Source organism: Bacillus sp. Au-Bac7 (assembly GCF_021341655.1).
In the GTDB taxonomy this organism is placed as follows: domain Bacteria; phylum Bacillota; class Bacilli; order Bacillales; family Cytobacillaceae; genus Niallia.
Map to the genome: position 1 here is coordinate 52,116 of NZ_JAJTTG010000011.1, position 23,472 is coordinate 75,587.

The window sequence follows — 23,472 nt, forward strand, 5'->3', positions numbered from 1 at the left end:
TTCCCCCCAGATTTTTTTTATGGCTGCTCAGGTTCGCTTACCGTTAAAGAAATAAACTTATCATTCTTTATATCATGTTTAATTGTCACTTGAACTGTTTTCTCTTTGCTATTTTCCTTCACTATAAACTGAAAGCTGTCTTCCACTTCCATTGTCGATATTTTCTTTCGGCCCATGTATTTATAGTCTGTAACAGCTTGTTCAGGATAATCTGCTTTGACTACAGCAATGGCAATGCTCCCATACTTTTCATAATCCACTTTCTGGACTGCTATATTATGGGACGGAAACAAAAATCCCATAATAAGAATAGAAGCAACTAAAATAGGAAAAGCCCGATTTTTCATAGTAATCCTCCGTTTGGTTTTTTTCCTATTATCTGTAGTCTAGATTCTTTTTATGTACATTTTCCAATTGTTTTGCTTCCTCGAGCAAAACAGACGTAACATGAACATTCCGCTTCCATTCTTCACCGAATGTGTCCATTGGCGGATTTGTCTCTTCAACAGAAGGACAAATTTCAATGGTGAATGCAGGCAAATGATAGGTGCTGATAAACCAGTCTGTATAACCTGAGCCAATTGCGTCCACATCAGGAGTGCCGAGGTCATAGCCTGTTGTTTCTGCCAATTTTGCAGCAATAGCTCGGTCTCTTTCTGTGTTTTCCTTATTGTTGTATTCCCAATAAATCTCTTGGCCAGAGGAATGATAAGCGACAGCAATTGTCGGCTTGATTTTTTCCGTCAAGCTTACGATCGCTTGAACCTCCTTTGCTTCAAGCGGTTTTTTGCCTTTATAATTCTTATAAGAAGGCTTCGGACTTTCACCCTTCAACTCATCCCAGCCTGCCGGATATTGACGGTTTAAATCAATTCCTCTTCCATTGCTTTTCCAGCGGGTGAAGTCTTTCGATCCTTCATTCATCCTTTTTAAAGAAATACGTGAAAACAGCGGAAACTTCTGCAGGTCTCCCTGCTGGATGGTAACACCATCTGGATTGAGCATCGGCACAAACCAGATAGAATACTCTCCCATACGGTTATACAAATCCTCCTGCTGCACTTGATTTTCAATCATTTTCATCATTAAAAGAGCAGTGATCCACTCTCTGCCATGATGCGCTCCGCTAATCAGAATGGATTTTTCACCTTTTCCAACTTTTATTCCGTACAGCTTTCTCCCATATTCTGAATAGCCAATTGTATGTACTTCCAATTGCCTTTTGTATCTGCTTTTCATTTTCCATATATCTCGCTGATATTCATCATATGTGTATTGCTCCTCCCTGCTTAGCTCCTTTCCTAAAACTTTAGCTGAAGATGGAAGGAAAAGTGCAAGGCAAAGCATAAAAATGGTTATTTTCTTCATATTGCCCTCCTTTTCCCTTTTATTTTTTATCAATTACAGATTTTTATTCAGCTTTTTTATACAGGTAAAAAAAGAAAACCCTGATAATTCAACATAGCCAAGTTTTAGAATGAGATTTTGTTCAGATCAGCTATATACTATAAGTATCTCCTTCAAACAAAAGGAGGCGGACAGCTTGAATAAAGTCGATTATGATCGTGCACTGTACTACACCCATCGTTCAGAATGGGATAATCTTTTAATATTAATGGTGCGCACTAAGGATCATTTTCTTTCAAAAAAAATTGAACATTTCCTGCACGCCTATAATTTCGAACATGATTATACTGTAATCGAGAATCATTTATATTCTTTGCTCCGCTACATTGACCATGCCAACGACAATGTAAGCGGATATGACATTCACACAACAATGATGTAAAAAAGAATTCCACCAAAAAAAAACCGCGGTTAGGGTTCCGCGGTTTTTACTTCATTAAAATCTTTTATGTTTATAATTAATTTCATAAAGATCGTCTCTTCTGTCCTTCAAATGTCTTACTGTACCATTTTGCCGTTTACGGCGAAGCACTTCTAAATCTACATCGCCAATCATGACCATTTCAATATTTGAATTCGTCTCACCGACAATTCCATCTCTTGCAAATTCAAAATCAGATGGTGAAAAGATCGCAGACTGGGCATATTGAATATCCATGTTTTCGGTCTGCGGTAAATTACCGACAGTCCCAGCGATAACAGTGTAAATTTGGTTTTCCACAGCTCTTGCTTGAGCACAATAGCGGACACGTAAATATCCTTGGCGGTCTTCTGTACAGAATGGTGTAAAGATGATTTTTGCGCCCATATCTGTCGCAATCCTTGCAAGCTCCGGAAACTCAATATCATAACAAATCAGAATCGCAATTTTACCACAGTCTGTGTCAAATACACGAACTTGATCACCTTGGCTGATTCCCCACCATTTCTGCTCATTCGGAGTAATATGAAGCTTATATTGCTTCTCAATGCTTCCATCTCGTCTAAATAAATACGAGATATTATAAATCTCTTCATCGTCTTCTTGCACAAAATGGGAGCCCCCGATAATGTTAATATTGTATCGGATCGCAAGACTGGAGAACAGCTCTATATACTGCTCTGTATATTGCGTCACTTTACGGATAGCATTTATCGGTATCTTCTCGTCAAGGAAAGACATAAGCTGTGTTGTAAAAATTTCAGGAAATACAACAAAATCAGATGAGGCATCTGATGCAACATCTGTATAATACTCAACTTGGTTAGCAAAGTCCTCAAAGCTGTCAATTTGCCGCATCATATACTGAACTACACAGATTCTGACAGGATAACTGCTTTTGAAAAAACGCTTTGACTGCGGCAAATATTCAACATTATTCCACTCCATTAACGTCGCATATTTGCTGGACTGCTTATCATCCGGCAGATAATTAGGGTTTATGCGCATCATCGTAAAACCGTTAATCAGCTGGAAGGATAATACAGGATCGTAAATCCGGTGATGGATAACTTCTTCCACATACTCTCTCGCAGACATTTCATTTTCATATTTATAAAAGTTCGGGATTCTGCCTCCAATAATGATGCTTTTCAAATTTAGGCGGCGTACCAGTTCTTTGCGCGCTTCATAGAGGCGATGACCTATTTTCATTCTTCTATACTTTGGATCAACCATAACTTCAATACCATATAAATTATAGCCGTCTGGATTATGATTCGTTATGTACCCTTTGTCTGTAACATCATCCCATGTATGTCTGTCATCATACTCATCAAAATTGATAATCAGGCTAGAACATGACCCAATAATTTCTCCATTATATTCAGCAACAAATTGCCCCTCCTGAAATAAATCCAAATGGCTTTTTAGCTGGGCTTTCGTCCACGGTTCCATGCCAGGAAAGCACTCTGCCTGAAGCTGCATAATTTTGTCTATATCTTTATATTCTGTATTTCTGATAATCAACCGCTTTTCAAACTTGGATAAATCTAGTTTTGTCATTTAAGCTGCTCCCTTTTTCCACTTTTTAATTCTACATTTCCCTATTTCCCTGTAAGATAATCTTGTTATGAACATAATATTATGTATATGCAAAAAAAAGAGCCGCAGGCTTATCCTGCGGCATCTTTATATTAAATGTTCATTGGCTGCCTCTACATAAATACTTAGGCTTTTATCTTTTTTTGTGAAATTATCCAGACGGAAAGGGAAAAATAACTCGAACTCATCTAAAATCTCGACATTCTTTTCGAATAATGAATCATATTGGTCACTTTCTTCCGCATTCTCGACGATAGAAATAATGGTCTGCAATGCTGCTATAACTTGGTAGGAGTTTTTTAGGGTGCTAAGCATATAGGCTTGCTCTTGTGTTAAACGCAGTACATTCAAACGTGAGAACTTGTTAATTTCATCGTCAGAAAAAAAGTCGGGGAAAATGGACGTATAAAAAGTTTGTATAAGTTCGTTTATTTGCTCTTCCTGTGCAGGTGTTGAAGCATAAGCTACCTTCATTGGATTTTACCACCCTCTTTAAAAATATACATAAAGTATTATCAATAGAATAACATAGACCACATCCAGTTTTCCGTGGTAATTAAAACCATGATATGATGGGTTATGCAAGATTATTAATAATTGCCAAAACCAGCACTAATGGAGGTTTAATTATGCATTTCGAAAGAAAAGGAGAATGGATGCAGCTGGCTATACCTGCTAAATGGAAGAATATGTCTCTTGAGGACTTATTCCGCACGGTAATGCTTGCATCTAAAAAACAAGTGCATCTTTTCAAGATGCAAAAAAAAGTAATGCTGAACAATAAAATAATCACAAATTGGCTCACAACATTAACTACTGGTGATACGTTATCCATTAAGATGTTTGATTCGCAGTCTGCTAATATAGAACCTACCTATATGGAGCTAAACATTGTGTATGAAGATGACTTCTTATTAATCATAAATAAACCTGCAGAGATAGATACCCATCCTAATTCCTTAGAAGATGTTTCCTCCCTTACAAACGGGGCAGCATTTCATTTGTTAATGAATGGAGAGGAACGACAGCTTAAACATATTCATCGACTAGATCGGAATACAACAGGCTGTATATTATTTGCCAAGCATGAACTAATTGGAAATATGTTAGATTATGCTTTGCGGGAACGGAAAATAAAAAGAACCTATTTAGCTCTTGTTCACGGATATGTTAAAGGAAAAAAAGGCAAGATTGACAAGCCAATTGGTAAAGACCGTCATCATGCTACAAGAAGAAGGATCTCAGAAAATGGACAAGCCGCTGTCACCAACTACAGAAAGCTTGCTTATTTTCCTGAAAAAGATTTATCATTAGTTTCCTGCAGTCTGGATACTGGCAGAACGCATCAAATCCGCGTCCACTTAAGTTCCATCGGCCATCCTCTTGCAGGAGATATTCTGTACGGCGGAACACCTGTGTATAGCAGGCAGGCTTTGCATGCAGCAAGGCTTGAGCTGACACATCCGATTACAGGGGAAAGCTTAACAGTATATGCTCCTTTCCTTGATGATCCGCCAGTATTTCCTGAAAATGCACTTACGCTGCTCGGAGAATAAAAAAACGGGATAAAGGCACTCTGCCTTTATCCCGTTTTTTAGTTATATTTACGCTGTTTTGCGCATCTTTCTCAAAATAAAGCTTAAAACAAACACTAGAATTACTGCTCCAATGATACTTGGAATGATAGCGAAGTCAGCAAGTGTTGGACCCCAATCTCCTAGAATTAATGACCCTAACCATGCACCGACAAATCCGGCGATAATGTTACCGATAATTCCTCCTGGAATATCCTTCCCGACAATCAGCCCTGCAAGCCAACCGATAATACCACCTATAATTAAAGACCAAATAAAGCCCATCTTAAACACTCCTTTTAGTTCCATTTTGTTAAGTAAAAATTGCGATAGCAAGGTAACATTAGCTGCAGCTTGTTTGTAATTCTTTTATGCTATCTGCTTGTACTCTATATTTACCACATGTTTTTATTTTTAAACCTAGCAGTATAACAAGAAGGTGCAAGCCGTCAAAACAGCTTGCACCTTCTTATATACTTTAGATTAAAAAATCATTTTATCTGGATCTTGGCCAATTCGTTCATTCATATTTAGGCTGTCAATTAAATTCATTTCTTCCATGCTTAAGCGAAAATCAAAAATATTTCCGTTTTCTGCAAGGCGCTTTATCGAGGATGTTTTTGGTATGACAATGATGTCATTTTGAACATGCCATCTTAATATAATTTGCGCTGGTGTCCTGCCATGTTTTTTGGCAATATAATTGATTGTCGGTTCGTTCAGCAGCCTGCCGTTGGCCAGTGGTGACCAAGCTTCCACTTTAATATTTAGCTTCTTGCAGTATTCTCTTAATTTCTCCTGAGTAAGGCGGGGATGCAATTCTATTTGATTTACAGCCGGCTTTTCATTACAGGTGGACAAAAGTTTGCTTAGATGATGTTCTTGAAAATTACTGACGCCAATCGCCTTAACAACCCCTTCTCCATACAAACGCTCAAAGGCTTTCCAAGTCTCGATATATTTATCCTTGCCAGGCCAATGTATTAAATATAAATCTACATAGTCCATATCCAGTCTTCGCAAACTAGCTTCAAAAGCTCTTAACGCAGCATCATAACCCTGCTCATCATTCCAGAGCTTCGTTGTTACAAAAACGTCCTTCCTAAAGACAGCGCTTTCTTTTATTCCTTCACCAACCTCTAGTTCATTATTATAGAAGGAAGCAGTGTCAATTGACCGAAACCCAAGATCAAGTGCTGCCTTGACCGTTTCCACTGTCGGCCTGCCACCTCCAAGATTATAAGTGCCAAGACCGATAAGAGGCATTTCTATCCCATTATGCAGTTTCAAATTATGATGGATATTCATAGACACCTCCAAAAGAATGAAGACATAAAAATGGTTGCAGCAATTATGATTGCTGCATTAAGTTAGTTACTACCTATATGTATTATTTTCGCAACATATATAGAACTGTTTTTTCCCACCATTTCCAAGGCAGATGCTCTTTTAGGAAGATAGTCATTCCCACACCTTTTCCAAGACGATACCTCAGCTTCGGCTTTTTCGTTTCTGCTATCACAACGATTTTACGGGCAACCTCCAGTGGATCTCCATACTTATGTTCTCCCTGTTTTAAATAAGCCTCAACACTTTCCAGCTGACTGGCGTACGGGGAGCTTGCGAGCTGCGATTTTTCTGTAATTTTTTTCCCCTCAGTCCAAATATTTGTTTTATAAGAACCAGGCTCTACTAATGTGACATATATCGAAAAAGGAAGGAGTTCTAGTCTAAGCGACTCACTCCAGCCTTCCAGGGCAAACTTTGAGGATACATACGGACTTAAGCCAGGGAAACCAATTTTGCCGCTTATGCTGCTCATCATGATTATTTTACCGTATCTGTTGCTTCTCATCATTGGAAGAAAAGCTTGCGTTACAGCAATAGCACCAAAAAAGTTTGTTTCCATTTGTTCCTTGTACTCTTGCAGCGAAATTTCCTCTGCGAAGCCTGCCCCTGCAAAACCAGCATTATTAACAAGAATATCAAGCTTCCCCTGTGCTTCGACCTTTTCTTTCAATGCTGTAATGGATTCTGTGCACGTAACATCAAGTATTTCCAAGGCAATTCGTTCATGCACCTCCAATTTCTTCGCTACTTCTATTAGCTTGGCCCCTTTTTGCCTATTACGAACTGCTGCAATGACTTCATAACCCTCTTTAGCAAACTCTAATGCTGTGATGAATCCGAAACCGCTGCTCGCTCCTGTTACTAGAACTGTCTTTGCCATTATATCCCCCTTATAAGCCGTTATCATATTCTTCCTTCAAAATAGACATTAAATAAATGGACTCATACCGCCCCATAATTTTGACGGCTTCCCGCTGCAGCCCCTCTACGTGAAATCCTGCTGATTTATATAAATCCTTGGCCCTTTTGTTATGTTCCACCACATCAAGCCACAGTCTGTTCGCATTTTGCTGAGTAAATGCCCAACTTTTAATTAACAGCAGCATTTGTCTTCCATAACCTCTCCCTTTATGAGAAAAAGCGGTTCTTTTCAATTCTATGCTGTTGTTTTCGTTTAGTAAGCCATTGACTAATAAATAACCGACAGGCACTTCTAAATCTTTACTAATAACAGTTAAATGAAGAAGGTTTTGATCCTGCACGATTGCATCTATATGCTCATCGACTGTCCATTGCTGGATAAACGGAGAGTTTTCCGAATCACTTTCTGTTCTCAAAATATACGGTAAATCCTCTTCAGTTGTTTTCCTAATAAATATCATATCATTTTCCAACATATCACTCACTCCAATGGCAAATATTAAATCATATATTCTATTCGATATCAGAGGTATTGTGACAAGCTTAATGTTTAACAATAACAGTAAAACAAAGAAAAGATTTGTAAATACAGTATAAAGAATGTAAATAACATAAGGTTCCAATTTATATTTTTTGTAAACCAATTATTAAGTTTTTGTAAATTTTTCGTCTAAATACTTTAAGATTCGACAATTTTCCTATAAACTATGTAAGGCTTGACTATTTTGGGGTCTAAATTAAATCGGGGGTAACAATTATGGTTTTCAAAAAACAAGATAAATTCGCTGTACTTTTAAATAATATTGCAACGAACTTAAAGGAAGGCGCTGACTATTTCGCAGATTACAAAATCACTAACGTAAGCGACTTAAAAACGTTTTCCGAAACCATGAAAGAAATTGAAACAAAAGGTGATACATACATCCATGATGTAATTACTGAGTTAAATAAAGCTTTCATCACTCCTATTGAAAGGGAAGATATTCTTGCACTTTCTATGAGCATGGATGATGTTCTTGACGGACTTGAGCATTGTGCTGCTTTGTTTGAGATGTACAATATCACAACAGCTGACGAATTCATGATTCGTTTTGTTGAAGCAATTAAAAGCTGTGGAGTAGAAATTCAAAAATCAGTTGAACTTCTATCAACGAAAAAACTTCCAAAAATCAGAGAATATGCAATTCGTATTAAAGATACAGAATCAAAATGTGACGGCATCCTTCGCCAATCAATTAAGCATTTGTTCTCAGTAGAAAAAGATCCAATTCGCATCATTCAATACAAAGAAATCTACGAAAACTTAGAAGACATTGCTGACTACTGCCAAAATGTTGCCAACACACTTGAAAGCATCATTATGAAGAATGCGTAAGGAGTCCTAACAAAAATGGATATGATTTTATTTATAACAATTTTGATTGTCTTTTTTGCATTGGCTTTTGATTTTATCAATGGCTTCCATGATACGGCAAACGCAATTGCGACTTCTGTATCGACAAAAGCGTTAAAGCCAAAGCATGCCATCATCATGGCGGCAATAATGAACTTCGTTGGTGCGATGACATTCACTGGTGTAGCAAAGACTATCACGAAGGATATTGTAGATCCTTTCCAATTAGAAAATGGTTCGACTGTAATATTGGCAGCTTTAATCGCTGCGATTTTCTGGAATCTATTGACATGGTACTTCGGAATACCAAGCAGTTCCTCCCATGCAATTATCGGTTCCATCGCTGGTGCAGCGATTGCCGCATCTGGCTTTGAAGCCCTTAACTATAATGGATTTATGAAAATTATTCAAGCCCTGATTCTTTCGCCAATTATCGCTTTTGTAATGGGTTATATCGTCTATACATTATTCAAGATCTTCTTTAAGGATCTTAACTTAACAAAAACGAACCGCAGATTTAGGATTTTCCAAATCTTCACTGCGGCATTGCAATCATATACACATGGTACGAACGATGCCCAAAAAGCAATGGGTATCATCACAATGGCTCTTATTGCTAACGGCTATTTAACAACAAGCGATATCCCACATTGGGTTCAATTCGCCTGTGCGGCAGCAATGGGTCTAGGAACATCTGTCGGCGGATGGAGAATCATCAAAACTGTCGGCGGAAACATTATGAAAATCCGTCCTGTAAACGGGGTTGCAGCAGACATTACTGGTGCGATGATCATCTTTGGAGCGACATACATCCACCTGCCAGTCAGCACAACACATGTTATCTCCTCTTCTATTCTTGGGGTAGGTGCATCACACCGTCTTAAAGGGGTAAAATGGGGTACAGCTCAAAGAATGCTGATCACTTGGGTAATCACTCTTCCGATTTCCGCAACTGTTGCAGCATTATGTTATTATGTTTTGAATCTGTTCCTATAAAAAAGAGGTCCGATATGGACCTCTTTTTCTATACAGTTGAACGAACGACAAGCTTGGCCTTCAGTTCAATTGGCATTTCCTGTTTCTTGTCTTGCAGCTGCTGAAAAAGCTGAAAGGAACGCCTGCCCATTTCGACAATAGGCAAATCCATTGTCGTAAGCTCGAGGGCTTCAGATATTGGATGGTTATCATAGCTTAATAATGCCAAATCCTCTGGAATGTTCATCTGCTGCTTTCTTGCTTCTGTCATTATGCCTGCTGCTACTTGGTCGCTCGATACAAGCAAAGCATCCGGTCTATCCTTTAATTCCAACAGTTTTTTAACGACTCTTTTTCCATCTTCAATTGACAGACAGCTGTCAAATACCCATTCCTTCTCTGCAGCCAAACCTAACTTCTGCAAGCCTTCATAAAAGGCTTTTTCCCTCAGCCTGCTGTTGGCGCTTGTCGCCCTGTTGACACAGTAGCCTATGTGCTTGTATCCATTGCTATGCAAAAAGTCTAAACCTTGCCTGAATGCACTGTAATGGTCGATATAGACTGCAGCGATATTTTCCTCTGTTACCTTTTCACAGACTATTATCGGATGGTCACTTGCATATTTGCGGAGAATGTCCATATTAGCAGTGTGGGAGCCGATAATCATCCCGTCCACTTGTTTGCTTTTTAGTTTTTCAAGCGCTTCCTTTTCTTTGTTCACATCATAGTTCGTCTGAAATAAATTGATGCTATAGTTATTTTTCAGCGCCTCTTCCCCGATACCGTCAAGCAGGCTTCCATAGTATGGAACAGTAATATATGGCACCATTACACCTATCATGCTTGTTTTTCCTCGCGACAGGTGAACAGCATTCAAGTTTTGGCTGTAATTTAATTTATCAATTGTCTCTAAAACTGCTTTTCTTTTTTCTTCTTTAACATAAGGATGATTATTTAATACTCTTGATACGGTTGTAACAGACACTCCTGATAATTCTGCGATTTTTTTTATATTTCCCATTCGTTCTCTTACTCCCATACAATTTGATCTAAACGGTCACCTATAAAATACCAAGGCTAGCTGAAATTTTCAATGGGGATTTTAATGTGTTTCAGAAGTTCCCCTTCTATTTCAGACAACTCGTCCATATATTTTATTAATAGTATGAACGCAGTTAGGGTGATTTTCAAATGACAGAAAAAATCAGCGCCATATTAATCGGCAGCCTTCTTATCGGGATTGGTGTTAACGGCTTTTTAGTCCCTCATCATCTTCTTGATGGGGGTCTTATTGGCATTGGCCTCATCTTACATTATCATTATGATATCCCGACAGGCTTATCTATGATACTTATCAGCATCCCGATTTATATCATTATTTGGTTTTATAATAAGCAATATATCGCCTACGGTTTATTGGGTTTTCTCATCTCCTCTGGAATGATTGACGTTTGTTCCTTTATGCGCGACACATTTTCCACCAATATTTTAGTCAGTTCTGTGATTGGCGGCAGTATCATTGGAGTGGGTATTGGCATTATGCTTCGCTTCGATACAAGTACAGGCGGAACAGACATGCTTGCCCAAATGCTGTCTAGTATTTTTAAATTCCCTGTCGGCATTATCATCTTTATTATTGATGGTCTTGTTTTATTAGGTGGATTAAGAATCGTCGGTCTTCCTATTTTAGCCGCTTCGTTTTTAACAATTATCTCTGTGGCCCTATTTACTAGTTTGCTAACTAAGAAAGTGAAAACTGTTTAAGCATGGAAAGAAACCTGCACACATATGTGCAGGCTTCTTTTAAAACTTTATTGTTCTTCCGGGATAAGCACTTGCCCAATCTTGCCCATTTTGAGCAATGTTTGCATAATAGCCCGGGAAAGCTGACTTGGCGGATAAGGTTTCACCAAGTAATCAATTGCGCCTAATGCAATGCCCTTTTCCTTCTCATCCAAGGCAGTAGAAACGACAATTGGAATGTTTTTCAGATACTCAGAATCTTTCATTGCTTTCATGATATCCCATCCGTCCATCCTGCTGTCTTCCAGCATTATGTCTAGAACGAGCGCATCTGGCTGTACTTCCTCCATTTTCTTAATTCCATCCATTCCATTTTTGGAATAATAAACTTGGAAGCCGCTTTCCTGCAATTCCTGAATAATCAGCTCAGCCAAGCTGTAATCATCTTCTACGACCATAACTTTATAACGGACCTTTTCATCTGCGACTGCGTCCTTCTCCGAAGTTTCCATATTCCATTCCACAATCGGAAAGCTCATTGTGAAGGTGCTGCCTTTTCCATATTCTGAGTCTATTGTGATATCTCCTTGATGTGCTAGCATGATTTCCTTTACAATCGCAAGACCTAATCCAGTTCCGCCAATTTTGCGGCGGTCCGAATTATCAATACGGTAGAACTTTGTAAACAGCTTATCACGGGCTGACTCTGGTATTCCTAACCCTTGGTCTTTCACAGCTACTTTCAGCATGCCATCTTCCTGATAGAGGCTGATATCAATAGTTCCGCCTTCAGGAGAATATTTAATGGCATTGCTCACAATATTAGTGAAAGCCTGCTCGATTTTAGACCGGTCTCCTAGTATGAACGAATTCTTTTCCGTATTATGAATTGTTATATGGTGTTTAGTTGCATTGACCGCTTGGTTTTCCACAACTCTTTCCATGATTGGCAGCACTTCAATATATTTTTTCTCATATGTCTGCTTGCCTGCTTCCATGCGCTGTACATCAAGGAAGTCATTAATCAATGCTGTTAATCTTTTCGCTTCTCCGTATATTGTGTTCAAATACTTCTTCTGACGCTCTGGTTTCAAATCACGATTAATAATGAGCTCTGTAAAACCTAAAATGCTCGCAAGAGGTGTGCGCAGCTCATGACTGACCGTACTTACAAATTCAGACTTCATCTTGTCTACTTCATATTCCATTGTAATATCTCTGTATACGAGAACAGTCCCGAATTTCTCATCGCCTCTGTATAAATGTTCACTATAAACCTTAACTATCTTATCTTCCTTCAATTTATAGGTGAATGACTCTGCAGAAGAATCTCTCATAGACTTACTAATATAAGCAATCAGATCGTCTGTTTCCTCTAATTTTTCCTTCAGCTGCCCTGTCCATTCCTGCCACTTTTGGCCGACAAATATATCAAGCATTCCCTTGCCTGTCATGATCTCATAGAACTTGCTGTTAGCATGGATAATATCGCCATTTGGACTTATTAATTGAATTCCTTCTTGAACATTATTTAAAATATCTGTGTTTAGCAATCTGTCTTTCTCTGTTTGTTCGAATAAGTGAATCTTATCCAATGATATCCCAATCTGTTTAGCTAATGTGCTGAATTCATCCATTTCCAGCTCTGTAAAGCCGCAAGCAAACCTGCTTAGCATCATGATTGCTGTAATACTGCCGGCAGCAGACAAGATTGGGATATAAAGATCATGCACCCTGCCTTTTTCAAGATGATAGCCTTTTTCTGACACATCTAAATCTCTGATGATTGTAAAGCTAAGCTTTTCCTTTTCCAGACGATGATACATCCCTATATGAAGATGGTTCTTAAATTGCTCTGCTCCTTCATTTGATATGCCAAATGCAGCAAAATCTCCACTGTCTGCTTCTACGATAATACCCCTGTCTGCCTTAATAACATCACACATATTTATGATGATGCTCTCCAGCACCTCCTGCTTATCAAGAGAGCTCGACAGGCCGTTAATAAGCTTGTTTCTGCGCAATAAAGCATCTTCATTGGATTGTACAGTCTCAAGCATTTTTTCTAATTCAAACTGCTGTGCCTGCAGTTCATCTTGCTGTGCAACGAGCTCTTCGTTCTGTGCAAGCAAATCTTGCTCTTTCTCTTGTATGCTCACATACATCCGCTCAAAGGCAACAGATAATGTAGCCAGCTCATCTTGCCTTTTCTTATCATGCTTAATTTCTGCTTCATTTCCCTTTGCCACTTCATTGGCTGCAACTGCAAAATCAGTCAATGGTTTCCCAATCCTCTTGACCATCACTCTGCCGATAAGCAATACTGCGATAAGAACTAGAATGATATAAATTAGAAAACCGACTTGCAGGATGGCGATATGAGTAGTCAGCTTGCTTACCTCACCGCTCAGCGAGTTCGAAACAGACTGTAGGTAATCAGCCATTTCTCCTTGAAAAGAATTAACCCTTTCAGTCGCACCATTATTGGCAATAGCAGCAACTTCCTCTCTATCTCCGCTTTCAAAGTAAGCTATTGCTTCTGGCATTGTTTCATCAAAATAAAACCGATAAAACGACGCCAGCTCTGTTGAAAAGAGTGTGTCTTCTTCTGTTTCAAGCCTTTGGTCAAACTGTTCTATCAGCTTTTCGATCTCAGCCTGCTGACTTTCTGCCGATTCTTTTAAGGCTGTGTTATTGTAAGCGAAATATCCTCTCACATTAAACATTGCATCATTGAGCCTTGTTTCTAGCTGTCTGACTAACGCTTGTTTTTCAACAAGCTCTTCTCGGTTACTTACATACTCATTGTTTACAGAGTTTTGCCAATAAACCAGCACAAGCCCTCCAATAATAAACAGTAGAATGAAAAAGCATATTAAGGCCATAAATTGCCTTGATATGCTTTTTCTTATATAGGAATTAATCTTCATCAAGAATATCCCCTACTTTGTCTAATAGTGCGAGCGGACTGAAAGGCTTTGCCATAAAGTAATCTGCTCCAGCTTCTAATATATGGTTTTGTTCATTTGTCTGGTTTTTTGCTGACAGCATCATTATTTTCAGATGCTTCTTCTCTTCGTCCGCTCTAACCTTTTGGATTACTTCCAGCCCTGTCATAATCGGCATCATATAATCAAGTATTAACAGATCATAGTCATTTTTTGCGATAAGCTGGAGAGCCTCTTCTCCATCTGGTGCTTCATCGACCACGTAATCTTCATCTTCCAGTGTATCTACTATCAGCATTCTCAATACATCTTCATCTTCAGCTAATAATATTCTTTTCATATTTCTCTCTCCCTAATTCCCTATTTTGGAGAAGGCCTCTTGCAGTATATAATAGGATTGTTTTAATCGTTCATGATAGGCTGGTTCTTCCCAGCTTTCCCATTCAAACAGTTTAGTGTCTTCTTGATGAATAGTGTTGTCACTGCCTCTTTCAGGCAATGTTTGCACAATCTTTTTATCTTTTTCCATTACAACCGCAAAATAAATGCCGTCAATGGTTTCGCTGCCTTCCATGCCCTTTTTCCATAAGTCTGCCAATACTTCCTTCTGACTTGGGTCTTTCACATTTAATAAAGCCCACGGCAGGCGAAGCTCGATTGTTTTCTTATCTTTACTTACACTAATATCGGTCAGACTATTGAAATCTTTACTTTCCGGATTGCCGTTTCCGTATAATAATTTTCCTGTTTCATAGGAGTTAAACGGAATTTTTTCCCCTTGTATTTCCAGCTCTTTATTAAGCGCAAGTCTGATTGGATGATACACACCGTTGTTCTTTTTACTTGCATAGCTTTCTTTTTTTATCATATTCAGCAAGTGCCCATAGTGGAAATAATAAGAATCATAGTAGCTGTCAATCAGGATATGCGAATCATCCTGTTCCCCAATCTTAACAGCAAAATCGACACCAAAATCTGTGTTCACTTTTTCCTTGCCATCAAGAACTGTGCTCATTTGCCCTTGATCTGCAAGTGTATCTAATAGAAGATATGTGTGATCAACGTTTAAGTCAACCGGCTCCTTATAAGTGAATTTAAAGCTGATTTGCTGTTCATCAGACGTGACACTCACATCTTGAATATCATTTTCTTCCTTATTATCAGCAGCAGTATACAGTGGCGACACATTCAGCTTTTCCCAATCCTCTGTGCTGCCATCAATATAGATGGTTGGCTCATATTTACCAGGATCAAAGCTTAACAGACCGAAATGCTGCTCATTTGTCTGGATATTGGACCAAAACGGTCTTCTGTTCGGATTATCATAATCCATCGTATTCCATGTTCGCTTAAACCATTCATCCTGCCATGTAAACACAAGTCCGCCTGCATACTTCTCATCAAGAATCATCTGATACAGACTCGCATCCATATTTCCTTGTTCTTCTTCTGAAATAAAGCCTTGATTCATGCCATTAACGTTCTCATGAGTTTTGCCCCTAGATGCTGGCACTCCGAACTCTGCAACTAACACTGGCATATTATGAACCTTTCGCAATTGATTTAAATAGGCTGCATAATTGTTTTGCTCGCCTTGTTTATTCTTATATGTCGAATAGCCTTTTTCATAGTTCAAGAAATCTGGATAATACGGATAAACATGATAAGCCGCAAATAGGCCAGCATGAAAATCATCTGTTTTAGTTATATGGTTGGGATCAACAACCGCCTTATCTTCATCCTCACTCGGCTCTGCAGGATGGTCAAGCAAGTCTGTTGTCACCCAGTTCGTAAAGCTCATCGTATGCTGCCACTTATATTGCTTAGCTTCATAATCTGCTGCATAGTCCATTAACTTTGCAACCCAAATCTCAAACGGAGATGCAGCTTTTGTCTCGAAATAAGTGCCTTTGTATTGTCCTAAGCCACTGTGTTCTTCATCGGTATGATTAACAACATCAGGGTCCCACTCTGTTCCAAGCATAAATCCTAGCACATATTTGGAAACATCATACTCATACTTTCCTGAAGCATGCCCAGCCCTTTTTGGCAAATCTGCATTTCCATGAATAATGTCAATCATGTTTTTAATTTCTAACTGCGCATCTGCTACTACTTCTTCTGAATAAGCATCCTGCTTTTCTGTAAGAACATCTTCATTCACCCAAGAACCGTGGATAAGATACAGAGGCTCTTTTGCACTTTGATTATATTCATACAAGGCTTGATAAAAACCTGGTGGATGAAGCGTGTACACCCTGATTGTATTAGCATGCATCGCACCGATTTCTTTGAACCAGCGGTAATATTCATCCTTTGTAATGGATGTTTCACCTGGAAAGGAGCCTGGTTTTGAAATCCCCATATTTACCCCTTTAATAATGAGATTTTCCCATTTCCCATCCTTTTGAACTTGAATATATTCAGCATTTGTCCGACTGTTCGTTACCATTCCGTCAGCCTTTACTGTCTCTATAGTACTGCCTTCTGTATTATTATTGTGAAGTCCATCCTTCAGCAGGTTTTTCATAAGCGGCACATAAGTATTCCAGTAAAAGGAATTTCTGTATGTGACATATTTCTTCCATAAATCAAAGCCGACTGTTTGATATAAACTTGGAACTTCTGCTTCATCAGCATAATCTCCTGCAAAATAATAGGAAGTGTATTGTGTATTGGCATTTTGCACGATTGCCGGGAAAGTGCTTGGAATTCCGTAACCTTCCAGCTTTTCTTTACCAGTCTCTGAAACTGGAAGCTTATATTGGGCCAGCACCTCTTTTTGATCTTTTGCTGCGATAATATCAAACCAGTAATCATAAGTGGATGTCAGCTCTTCCTTTAAGACAGATTGACCTTTTTCGGTAGTGGAAAATGCGACACCACTGTCTGTTAAGTCCTTGTTATTTAAGACGACAATATAATCATCCTTATTAATCAGTACAAGTCCAGAGCCTGTAAAGCTCCATTCCTTGCCGTTCTGGTTTTTATAGTTATCCTTTACCCAAACAGGTACCTCATCACCATCTAAATCGTCGAAATGCCTGCCGATCCAGCCGCTCCACGATACATTAAGCAGATTGGTGATTTTCTCCCTTGCCTCATCACTTGTAGGACTTGCAAACGTATTAAATTCAGCAATAAGTGTTTTATTGTCTGATTGGAAAAGAGCATTCTCTATTTTTTCTACATCCTCTATTTCCAATCCGCCATATAATTTATCCGATCTCTCCCCAAGATTATTGCTTCCATAAAATTCTTCTTCATAGACTCCATACTGATCTGTCAAATACAAAACATCATAATCACTTAAATCATCAGGGAGTTCGCTGATTTTATAGCTGTTGTCTCCGCTCGGTTTAAAGCCTTTATAATCACTTTGACTGAAGTATTTGTCTTTGTTAGCCTTCACATATTTCTGATTGTTTAATATATAAACAAGGCCGTTATGCTCCCTGTATGTCTTATCAGGAACAGTCTTATCCATAATCAGCACATTCAGTTCCTTTGTCCCTTTAAACTGCCAGAGCCAAAAAGGACTTAATAGTACCGCAAGCCCAATCATGACAAACAGAAAAAAAAGCAATGTATTCCTTCTTTTCATTTAGATACTCCTTTACGACTCATGTCCCCCCAAGATTTTTCACCTTTAATGAGCTGCCAAATCCCTTCACAGCGCCAAAATACTGTCATCGGCCTGTACCATAAAGATTCTGTCAGGGAAAAGAAAAACAGCTTCAATAAATGGGACACTTTTGGATACTTGCGAAGACTCCATTCCTCGAGCAAGACTGCTGCCATTGAAAAAATCGATCCATAAATACAAGAAAGCAAAAATATAAGAATCGCAAATTCCAAATAAATCCCGCCAAAGAAAATCGCGATTACTGTATATAGATATCCTAATATTTCTACGATTGGACCTAAAAACTCTATCAGCCAAAAATAAGGGAAGGAAATCATTCCGATGCTTCCATACTTCGGATTAAATGTCAGCTTGCGATGATTCCAAAGGCTTTCAAACAATCCCCTATGCCATCTTCTTCTCTGTCTCCTCAGGAACTTTATATCCTCTGGAACCTCTGTCCAGCAGACAGGATCAGGCACATAGACAATTCTTTTATTGACCTTAGACTCCTTTATAATTCGGTGAATACGGACAACAAGCTCCATATCCTCCCCTACTGTATTTGTTTGGTAACCTCCAGCCTTAATCACCCATTGCTTCGAAAATACACCAAAGGCACCTGATATGATTAACAGCAGGTTATGCCTGCTAAGCCCAATGCGACCCATTAAAAATGCTCTTAAATATTCAATAATCTGCATAATAACAAGGGGATGGTTCGATAAACCGATCTCCAATATATTTCCGTCCTTGATCTTACAGCCATTTGCAATTCGGATGCTTCCTCCTGAAGCAACTACCTCCTCATTGCTGTCCATAATCGGCTTCATAACTTTCAGGAAAGCATCACTTTCTAAAACCGAATCTCCGTCCAATGAGCATATATACGGATAGTTCGAAAAGTTCAAGCCGACATTTAAAGCATCAGCCTTTCCGCCATTATCTTTATCGATAAGAAATAGTCTCGGCAAGAGCTTTGACTGGTAGATAGCCTTAATTGGCTTCGTCTCCACCTGTTTGCGGACTACCTTTTGAACCTCTTCCATATCATAATACTCAATCATTTTTTGCAAAGTTTGATCCTTAGAGCCATCATTTACAACAATGATTTCATATTGCGGATAATCAATGCTCAATAAGGAGCGGACACTCGGAATAATTCCTGCTTCTTCATTATATGCAGGCACAATTATCGAAACAGGCTTTGTATACAGACCGTCAGCAATATCCTCAAAAGACTGCTTTCTATTAAGCTGATATTCTCGTCTAAGCTGCATCATTGATACGATAAGAATAGCTGTGTAAAACGTGATGATAATAATCATATATATAGAAATAAAACCGCCAAAAAACAATACCGCATTTTTCCACCATTCTAAAACCAACTTAATTAGCTCCTTTTAAAATTCCTTTATTGACCCACTCCCAGGCCATATCCCGAGCAAAGGCATCTTTTGAATGCTGAAGCACCTCTTCAAGCACTTTTGTACCATCTTTATATTTCATAATTGATTCTGCCGCCTGAGATCTTACAAACCATGACTGATCATGCAGCAGTTCCTTTAATAGCTTCAAGGCTGTTTCTTGTTTGGCAAAGCCAAGCAGTCTTGCCGCCATCATTCTTTCCTGCCACACACTTGATTGGCATAAAGGAAAATAGTTATCAATATTAGGAACAATCCCTATGTTCGAAATTGCTTTTAAGCTTCTCAGCCTCAGCTCTCCCTCATAGGTTTGAAAAACATTTTCTAAAAAAGTAATATGCTCCAAATCCTTTTTAACACCCATCACATCGAGAATTGCCAGTTTTAGCTCTTCCACACATTCATCAAACCGGGCAATCATCTCTTCAAAAATTGGTGCTTCCAGTCTTGTTAATATGCTTCGATAATCCTTTTCTGCTAAGTATTCCTGCTTATTAATCAGCATAAAAATATCGGTATATTGAAAAGAAGCAAGGATGCGGTAAATCTGGATTTTTTCCTCTTTCGACCGCTTCTTTTCCTGTTCAGCCAACTTAATTAATTCCTCTTTAAGCTCCACCAGCTGAAAGCTCTCAATATGATACAGTGTGTTCATACGAGTGCTCCATTTCCTTGCATTTACATTTTTTCGGTAATAACCTGTCAGATTAGCTGCTGCAAGAATTCTTAAGCTTTGTCTTTCCTGATCTCCCTCGAGTATGTCTGAATACTTTGTAAGGAGCTCCTCAAGTGCTTCCTTCTCTATGTTTGAATCAGCAGAGAAGGACAGCTCATAGCTTCTGTCCTGTAAGAACAGGAAGACATCCTGGGCTATTTTTTCCTTTAAATCATTTATTTGCTGCCGCCTGTTGTTTTCAAGAAGCTTCCTTGCTATTAAGTAAGCAAGGAGGATTAGCAAAATACTGATGGAACCAACTGCAACAACAACTAATAACATAATTTCCTTTGCCACTTTAAACCATCCTTTTAATGAGGCGGACAATCCTTGCCTGAAGTTCTGTCAGACTGAAAGGCTTTGTTACATAATCATCCGCTCCCAGCTTCAATGCTTCCGCAATATCATTTTCACTCTTTCTGCCTGTCAGCATAAGCACATTAACATTGTTACGGTACTGAGATTTTTTCACGATTTGCAGTATCTCCAGACCATCCATGACTGGCATGATGCCGTCAAGAACTAGGAAATGAATGCCGTTTTGTGCGAGCCTGTCAGAATCAAGGAATTGCATCCCATCTTCATAGGCTTTTACATCAAGGGTAATATTATCAAGCTCCAAAGAACTGAAAATATTAATTAAGATGGAGCGAATCAGTGTATCATCATCAACAATGGATACATTCAAAAGCTTTGTTGCTTTTGAAATAATGCGTTTATTAGCTGTTTCAACCCTCGCCCTGCCATTCTCCTTAGCCAAATATAAAGCTTCATCTGCTGTTTTTATTGCTGCCTGCAAACCAATCTCTGTATTTTCAATTCGATACACTCCTGCTGAAAATGTGAGACTAAAGGTTTTCTCTCCGTCTGTAAATTCAACTTGTGAGAACTTATCAAGCATGCGCTCCAATACGTCTTTTATTTCCGTCTCTGTCGCTCTCTGGAACAGAATAACAAATTCCTCCCCGCCATAACGGAACAGTGTATCTGTACTTCTAATACTCTTTTTCAGAAATTGAGCGAACTCCATCAGCACCTTGTCACCGACAATATGCCCGTATGTATCATTAACTCGTTTAAAATAATCGATATCAATCACAGCGATTGTTCCATTTGCATTCAGCCTTCCCATATCACTGATAAAACGATTGTACGAATCTTTAAGAAATTTGCGGTTATAAACTTGGGTTAATTCGTCTATCAAAACCGATTGATCAAATATCTTTTTCCTTTCGAGATGGCGTTCCACACGAATTAAAAATTCTTCCACATCAATCGGTTTCTCCATGAAATCATCTGCGCCATTTCTATATGCTTCAATTCTTGAGTCTCTGTCTGTTTTAATGCTGCACATAATTTTCGGAATAAATGCCCGGTTTGTATGATTTTGGATAACACTGAGCACATCGTAACCAGATTGATCCTGAAGGTTGATATCAATGATGATGCAATCAGGATGCATATTATAATACTGCTCAATTGCCTTATCCGCTGTCGTGTTTGCAATAACCATCCAGCCCTTGCTTTCGAGCTTATCCTTCAGGAAAATAAGCAAAGAAATATCATCATCAATAATTTGAATAAGCGGTGCGTCCCCTTCACGTAAAGCAGGAGGCTTGCCAATTTCTTCATGGAAATGCTCATATTCATAACTGATTTCCATCAGCCCGCTCAAGAAATCCCTTAGTTCCTGAATGGACCATGAGTCTTTTCTATTCTCTACCTTTGCCAACAGCTCTGAAGCAATACCGTAAAGCATATCAAGCTCCAACGTGCCAGACGTCCCTTTGATTGAATGCAAAAACCTGTATACATCTCTGTTTTCAATCAATGTTATCTCGTTATTATCAAACCAGCTTGTAAGCTGATCCTTCATTTTCTTAAGTAATATTCCTTTGTATTTATCAAAAATCATTTGCCACACCTCTTTAAAAATATTCCCTTACGCATTCTCCTGTTATCTCTATATTTTTATCTGGTTAGCTTTCCCCTCAAAAGCAAAAAAAAACCAGCCCAACTCATGAATAAAGGCCGGTTGCACTAATCGCTCCAAACAGTTTAAGTGCCCAAATAAAAGCTGTTTTTCTTCGCGGTCCAAATGGTCTATTATGTTCATAAATAAGCTAGTAATATTGGTATTGTTGATAATGATTAATGTTTATTATACAGAATGAGATTCTAACTTTAAAGGCTGAAATATGGAAAATATTAAGGAATAATGACCTATTTTTTATACGAAAAAATGCCAAGAAGTTAGTAAAGACTCACCACCTTGGCATTTCTAATTAAATGTTCGTCCAGAAGAACAACATATTACCTATTCCGAACGACCTGACATTTATTTTTTCTGCAATTCTTTATTTTTTTCGGTGCATCTGTCCATTGCAGCCATAACTGCTCCCCTGAACTGCATTTGCTCTAGCGTAGCTATCGCTTCAATGGTTGTTCCCCCAGGTGTGCATACCTCATCTTTCAAGATGCCAGGATGCTTACCTGTTTCCAGCACCATTTTTGCAGCCCCTAATAAAGCCTGGGCCGCGAGCTTGTAGGATGTATCTCGCGGAATTCCGCTTCTGACACCGCCGTCTGCCAATGCTTCAATAAAAAGGAAGGCATATGCTGGCGATGAACCGCTAATAGCTGGAATAGCATCCATCAAGCGCTCCTCCATTACCTCTACCTTGCCGAAGGAAGAGAACAAGTCAACAATATACTGTACTTCTTCTTCCGTGACATTGCCATTCGGGCAAACAACACTCATTCCTTCTCCTACAAGAGATGGTGTGTTTGGCATTGTTCTAATAATCTTGCTTTCACTTGATAATTGCTCTTCCATATAAGCAAGATCAACACCAGCTGCAATCGTCACGATGATAGCATTCTCCTGTATAGATTCCTTGATTTCCTGTAATACCTCTGTATATAAATATGGCTTCACCGCAAGAACGACAATATCTCCATACGATGCTGCAATCTTATTATCAATTGTTGTTTTGATCTCATATTGTTTAGATATCATTTCCGACGTAGCAGCCGTTTTTGCACTTGCAATTAAATCCTCATGTCTTGTAAATCCTGACTTTAGCATACCGCCAAAAATAGCCTGCGCCATTTTGCCGCTGCCAATGAAACTAATCTTCTTATTATTCATGTTTACGAACCGTCCTCCTCTATTTATACTCTATACTTTTACACAGTAAAGAGAGAAAATCAATCCCATTCGGAAAATTGTGATAAGAAGAGGAAAGGTGGCTATTTAATGATGATATTATGCAAGTAGATGGTTCAAAAATGCACAGATTCATGCAATAATAAAATAAACGAGCTCGATAAATAAAAAAAAAAACATATTTCCACCAAAGAAAGTCTAC

The 23,472-nt window shown here is 38.7% G+C and carries 21 protein-coding genes and 1 riboswitch; of the genes, 5 read left to right on the top strand and 16 right to left on the bottom strand.

What is annotated here, in order from left to right; translation table 11 throughout:
* Window positions 1–17 precede the first annotated feature (17 nt).
* Window positions 18–347 (bottom strand): DUF3889 domain-containing protein, encoded by a 330-nt coding sequence (locus LXM54_RS21765; RefSeq protein ID WP_233317342.1) that lies wholly within the window; start codon window positions 345–347, stop codon window positions 18–20.
* A gap of 28 nt (window positions 348–375) precedes the next feature.
* Window positions 376–1,368 (bottom strand): M14 family zinc carboxypeptidase, encoded by a 993-nt coding sequence (locus LXM54_RS21770; RefSeq protein ID WP_233317343.1) that lies wholly within the window; start codon window positions 1,366–1,368, stop codon window positions 376–378.
* Between the two features lie 175 nt (window positions 1,369–1,543).
* Between LXM54_RS21770 and LXM54_RS21775 the strand changes: the two genes are divergently transcribed.
* A complete protein-coding gene (locus LXM54_RS21775) occupies window positions 1,544–1,789 on the top strand; it encodes a YhdB family protein (protein ID WP_233317344.1) in 246 nt (81 codons plus the stop codon).
* 54 nt (window positions 1,790–1,843) lie between these two features.
* Here the strand turns inward: LXM54_RS21775 and LXM54_RS21780 are convergent, their stop codons facing one another.
* Together LXM54_RS21780 and LXM54_RS21785 are read right to left on the bottom strand one after the other, a co-directional pair.
* Window positions 1,844–3,391: a bifunctional GNAT family N-acetyltransferase/carbon-nitrogen hydrolase family protein gene (locus LXM54_RS21780; protein ID WP_233317345.1), complete on the bottom strand. Its 1,548-nt coding sequence runs from the start codon at window positions 3,389–3,391 to the stop codon at window positions 1,844–1,846.
* Between the two features lie 126 nt (window positions 3,392–3,517).
* Complete coding sequence (locus tag LXM54_RS21785; protein ID WP_233317346.1) at window positions 3,518–3,904, bottom strand: DUF5365 family protein; 387 nt, start codon at window positions 3,902–3,904, stop codon at window positions 3,518–3,520.
* A gap of 155 nt (window positions 3,905–4,059) precedes the next feature.
* Between LXM54_RS21785 and LXM54_RS21790 the strand changes: the two genes are divergently transcribed.
* Complete coding sequence (locus tag LXM54_RS21790; protein WP_233317347.1) at window positions 4,060–4,986, top strand: RluA family pseudouridine synthase; 927 nt, start codon at window positions 4,060–4,062, stop codon at window positions 4,984–4,986.
* A 48-nt stretch (window positions 4,987–5,034) separates the two neighbouring features.
* Here the strand turns inward: LXM54_RS21790 and LXM54_RS21795 are convergent, their stop codons facing one another.
* The 4 genes from LXM54_RS21795 to LXM54_RS21810 form a co-directional block, all read right to left on the bottom strand.
* The gene (locus LXM54_RS21795; protein WP_233317348.1) at window positions 5,035–5,289 is read right to left on the bottom strand and encodes a GlsB/YeaQ/YmgE family stress response membrane protein; all 255 of its coding nucleotides are present in this window, start codon (window positions 5,287–5,289) and stop codon (window positions 5,035–5,037) included.
* Between the two features lie 198 nt (window positions 5,290–5,487).
* Window positions 5,488–6,312, bottom strand: coding sequence for an aldo/keto reductase (locus LXM54_RS21800; protein ID WP_233317349.1), 825 nt, complete (start codon window positions 6,310–6,312; stop codon window positions 5,488–5,490).
* An 82-nt stretch (window positions 6,313–6,394) separates the two neighbouring features.
* Window positions 6,395–7,237, bottom strand: coding sequence for an SDR family oxidoreductase (locus tag LXM54_RS21805; RefSeq protein WP_396953794.1), 843 nt, complete (start codon window positions 7,235–7,237; stop codon window positions 6,395–6,397).
* Between the two features lie 7 nt (window positions 7,238–7,244).
* Window positions 7,245–7,751 (bottom strand): GNAT family N-acetyltransferase, encoded by a 507-nt coding sequence (locus LXM54_RS21810; protein WP_233317351.1) that lies wholly within the window; start codon window positions 7,749–7,751, stop codon window positions 7,245–7,247.
* Between the two features lie 281 nt (window positions 7,752–8,032).
* Between LXM54_RS21810 and LXM54_RS21815 the strand changes: the two genes are divergently transcribed.
* Complete coding sequence (locus LXM54_RS21815) at window positions 8,033–8,650, top strand: DUF47 domain-containing protein (RefSeq protein ID WP_233317352.1); 618 nt, start codon at window positions 8,033–8,035, stop codon at window positions 8,648–8,650.
* Between the two features lie 15 nt (window positions 8,651–8,665).
* On the top strand, window positions 8,666–9,664 hold the full coding sequence (locus LXM54_RS21820) for an inorganic phosphate transporter (protein WP_233317353.1): 999 nt from the start codon (window positions 8,666–8,668) through the stop codon (window positions 9,662–9,664).
* A gap of 28 nt (window positions 9,665–9,692) precedes the next feature.
* On the opposite strand, the gene LXM54_RS21825 is transcribed toward LXM54_RS21820, so the two are convergent.
* On the bottom strand, window positions 9,693–10,664 hold the full coding sequence (locus LXM54_RS21825; protein WP_233317354.1) for a LacI family DNA-binding transcriptional regulator: 972 nt from the start codon (window positions 10,662–10,664) through the stop codon (window positions 9,693–9,695).
* Between the two features lie 170 nt (window positions 10,665–10,834).
* Between LXM54_RS21825 and LXM54_RS21830 the strand changes: the two genes are divergently transcribed.
* On the top strand, window positions 10,835–11,407 hold the full coding sequence (locus LXM54_RS21830; protein WP_233317355.1) for a YitT family protein: 573 nt from the start codon (window positions 10,835–10,837) through the stop codon (window positions 11,405–11,407).
* Window positions 11,408–11,454: 47 nt separating this feature from the next.
* Here LXM54_RS21830 and LXM54_RS21835 read toward each other — a convergent pair whose 3' ends face one another.
* The 7 genes from LXM54_RS21835 to proC form a co-directional block, all read right to left on the bottom strand.
* Window positions 11,455–14,316 (bottom strand): ATP-binding protein, encoded by a 2,862-nt coding sequence (locus tag LXM54_RS21835; RefSeq protein WP_267913460.1) that lies wholly within the window; start codon window positions 14,314–14,316, stop codon window positions 11,455–11,457.
* Complete coding sequence (locus tag LXM54_RS21840) at window positions 14,306–14,674, bottom strand: response regulator transcription factor (RefSeq protein WP_233317356.1); 369 nt, start codon at window positions 14,672–14,674, stop codon at window positions 14,306–14,308. Before LXM54_RS21840 ends, LXM54_RS21835 begins: the two co-directional genes overlap by 11 nt.
* A gap of 12 nt (window positions 14,675–14,686) precedes the next feature.
* A complete protein-coding gene (locus LXM54_RS21845; RefSeq protein ID WP_233317357.1) occupies window positions 14,687–17,938 on the bottom strand; it encodes a hypothetical protein in 3,252 nt (1,083 codons plus the stop codon).
* Window positions 17,935–19,287, bottom strand: a complete 1,353-nt coding sequence (locus tag LXM54_RS21850; protein ID WP_233317396.1) for a glycosyltransferase family 2 protein — start codon at window positions 19,285–19,287, stop codon at window positions 17,935–17,937. Before LXM54_RS21850 ends, LXM54_RS21845 begins: the two co-directional genes overlap by 4 nt.
* Before the next feature lie 61 nt (window positions 19,288–19,348).
* Window positions 19,349–20,398: a HEAT repeat domain-containing protein gene (locus LXM54_RS28335; protein WP_233317358.1), complete on the bottom strand. Its 1,050-nt coding sequence runs from the start codon at window positions 20,396–20,398 to the stop codon at window positions 19,349–19,351.
* Between the two features lies 1 nt (window position 20,399).
* Window positions 20,400–22,016 (bottom strand): GGDEF domain-containing response regulator, encoded by a 1,617-nt coding sequence (locus LXM54_RS21860; RefSeq protein WP_233317359.1) that lies wholly within the window; start codon window positions 22,014–22,016, stop codon window positions 20,400–20,402.
* A gap of 105 nt (window positions 22,017–22,121) precedes the next feature.
* Window positions 22,122–22,205, bottom strand: a riboswitch (cyclic di-GMP riboswitch).
* A 234-nt stretch (window positions 22,206–22,439) separates the two neighbouring features.
* The gene (proC, locus tag LXM54_RS21865; RefSeq protein WP_233317360.1) at window positions 22,440–23,252 is read right to left on the bottom strand and encodes a pyrroline-5-carboxylate reductase; all 813 of its coding nucleotides are present in this window, start codon (window positions 23,250–23,252) and stop codon (window positions 22,440–22,442) included.
* Window positions 23,253–23,472: the final 220 nt, after the last annotated feature.